This window comes from Cellvibrio sp. (assembly GCF_053579595.1).
Genome location: NZ_JBRFPI010000498.1, coordinates 1 through 2,743, shown reverse-complemented (window position 1 = coordinate 2,743; position 2,743 = coordinate 1). Strand labels below are relative to the sequence as shown.

The window sequence follows — 2,743 nt, the reverse complement described above, 5'->3', positions numbered from 1 at the left end:
CTCTTCACAAATCCCCGGCGAAATTATGGATTTGATGATCGTCAACACCGAAACCCTGAAAAAGAATCCTGCACTCGGCAAAGTGTTGGTTGGCGCATGGTACGAAATCATGGGCGTAATGAGCGCATCAGACAAAGCTGCTGCCGCTGCCAAAACCGCTATGGCCGTTGCCTCAGGTACTGACCTCGCCGGTTTTGAATCGCAACTCGCCAGCACCAAAATGTTTTACACCCCCGCATCCGCACTCGCGCTGATCAATAGCGACGAGCTGTTAAAAACCATGCAAAAAGTGGCTGAATTTTCTTTCGATCACGGCCTGCTGGGCGAAGGAGCTCCCGATGCTAACTACATCGGTGTAGAAGGACCCAAAGGTGTGTATGGCGATAAGAAAAACGTAAAGCTGCGTTTTGATGCGACTTATATGCAAATGGCGGCAGATAAAAAACTTTAATTGTTTAACACTGATTAATCAGTGAGTCGTCATCCTCGCGCAAGCGGGGATCCACACACCGCACAATCAAATTGAAAGCTGGGCTCCCGCGTGCGCGGGAGTGACGACCACACTAAAAAGAAGATGCCCATGAAACGATTAATTAATCTCACACCATCGAAACCGCTCAAACTTTTACTGGGGATTCTACCGTTTGCTCTACTGCTCATTGTTTATCTGGTCGCTTCCGATGCACGTCTCGCCGAAAACGCCAATGACAAACTGCTCCCCAGCTTTGCACAAATGGGCGATGCGGTTAACAACCTCGCGTTTGAGCCGAGTAAACGCAGCGGCGAGTATTTATTTTGGCAAGATACGCTGAGCAGTTTATATCGTTTAACACTCGGTATTTTTATCGCCGCAATTTTGGGCTTCACTATAGGTTTATTAACCGGCGCGATTCCCACCATCTATTCGCCCATAGCGCCACTGTTAACCATTATTTCACTGGTGCCGCCTATGGCGCTCCTGCCGGTTTTGTTTATCGTATTTGGTTTGGGCGAATTATCTAAAGTCGCGTTGATTGTGATTGGTGTTGCCCCTTTTATCGCGCGCGACATCCAACGCTGCACTCAGGAAATTCCGCTTGAACAATTAGTAAAAGCACAAACCCTCGGCGCCTCTACCTGGCAAATTTTAGTGCGCGTATTAATTCCACAATTGCTGCCGCGTCTGATTAATGCTGTGCGTTTATCACTCGGTGCCGGATGGCTATTTTTAATTGCCGCAGAGGCAATTGCTTCAACCGACGGATTGGGTTATCGCATATTTCTCGTGCGCCGCTATATGTCCATGGACGTAATACTACCCTATGTTGCATGGATCACCTTGCTCGCGTTTTTAATCGATTGGGTTCTGGTAAAAATCAGCACCAAATGTTTTCCATGGCACTATCAAGCTTCGACCAAGTAACAAATGTCAGAGTCACCAAAGTTAGCAAGCATGGGAGCACTCAGATGGCCGTAATCCCTTTTGACAAAAAACACTTAGACGAAAAAAGAGCCAAAGCTATGCCCATGATTCAGGCAAAAAACCTGTGGAAAAAATACGGCGATAATGTGGTGCTTGAACGCATGAACGTCAATGTAAAAGCCGGTGAATTTATTACCATGGTGGGCACTTCCGGCTGCGGTAAAAGTACCTTTTTAAAAATGTTGTTGGGCATGGAGTCGCCCACATCCGGAGAATTACTGTTGGATGGAAAACTGATTCGCAGCGAACCCGATCAATCGCGCGGCATAGTGTTTCAACAGTATTCAGTATTTCCGCATCTCACTGTGTTGGAAAACGTCATCATCGCGCGCGAATTTGAACATTCACCGATTTTGGGGAAATTATTCGGCAGTAAAAAACGCAAAGTCGTTGATGAAGCCAAAGCGCTACTCGAATCCGTTGGATTAACCCACGCGATCAATCGCTACCCGCATGAATTATCGGGCGGAATGAAACAGCGGTTGGCCATCGCGCAAGCCTTGATTCGCCAACCAAGAATCCTATTGCTCGACGAACCCTTCGGTGCGCTCGACCCAGGCATTCGCGCCGATATGCATCAATTAATTTTGGAGCTCTGGCGCGAACACCAGCTCACCGTTTTTATGGTGACGCATGATTTAAGCGAAGGATTTTATTTAGGCACGCGCCTGTGGGTGTTCGACAAATTGCGCCGCGACAATCAAGCGCCTGGCGCTTACGGTGCCAATATTACTTATGACTTACCGGTTACCCGACGCAAAAGTGAAGTGCCTTATGAATTACAAACGATTGCCAAAGAATCACAGGATTTTTAACTCATGAGCAAAATGCTGTACACCACTACCCTGCCCGGCAATGGCCACTGGTCATTAGAATTGCGCCGCGGCAGCTTAATGAAAATTACCGACATCGAAGGCGGCGCCAACGTCGGCATGTTGTTTTACAACCCGCGTAATTTGTTGGAGCGCTACAACGCACCCGACACACTCAAATGCCAACACACGTTTAAATTACAGCGCGGCAATTGTTTGTATTCCGATATGGGAAGAATTTTTGCTTCAATTATTGAGGATTATTCTGCGAACGGCGAAGGCAATTGGCACGATACCATCTGCGGCAATAGCACCGCTGAATTAGTCGAAAAACAATGGGGCAAACGCGATTACCAAAGCCATCGCAACCAATGGAAACAAAATGGCTACGACGCCTTTTTAGTTGAACTTGCAAAACATGGCTTGGGTCGCGCCGACATGGCTTCCAACATCAACTGGTTTAGCAAAG

General features: G+C 47.5%; 3 protein-coding genes and 1 pseudogene. All 4 read left to right on the top strand.

Features of this window, described 5'->3' with window-relative positions; all coding sequences use genetic code 11:
• A pseudogene (locus tag ACWA6V_RS20320) lies at positions 1-451 on the top strand (putative urea ABC transporter substrate-binding protein); the annotation flags it as partial.
• Between the two features lie 129 nt (positions 452-580).
• On the top strand, positions 581-1,402 hold the full coding sequence (locus ACWA6V_RS20315) for an ABC transporter permease (protein WP_449524196.1): 822 nt from the start codon (positions 581-583) through the stop codon (positions 1,400-1,402).
• 98 nt (positions 1,403-1,500) lie between these two features.
• Positions 1,501-2,277, top strand: a complete 777-nt coding sequence (locus ACWA6V_RS20310; protein ID WP_449524195.1) for an ABC transporter ATP-binding protein — start codon at positions 1,501-1,503, stop codon at positions 2,275-2,277.
• A gap of 3 nt (positions 2,278-2,280) precedes the next feature.
• Positions 2,281-2,743: DUF1989 domain-containing protein (locus ACWA6V_RS20305; protein ID WP_449524194.1), on the top strand; the 463-nt coding region annotated here is incomplete at its 3' end.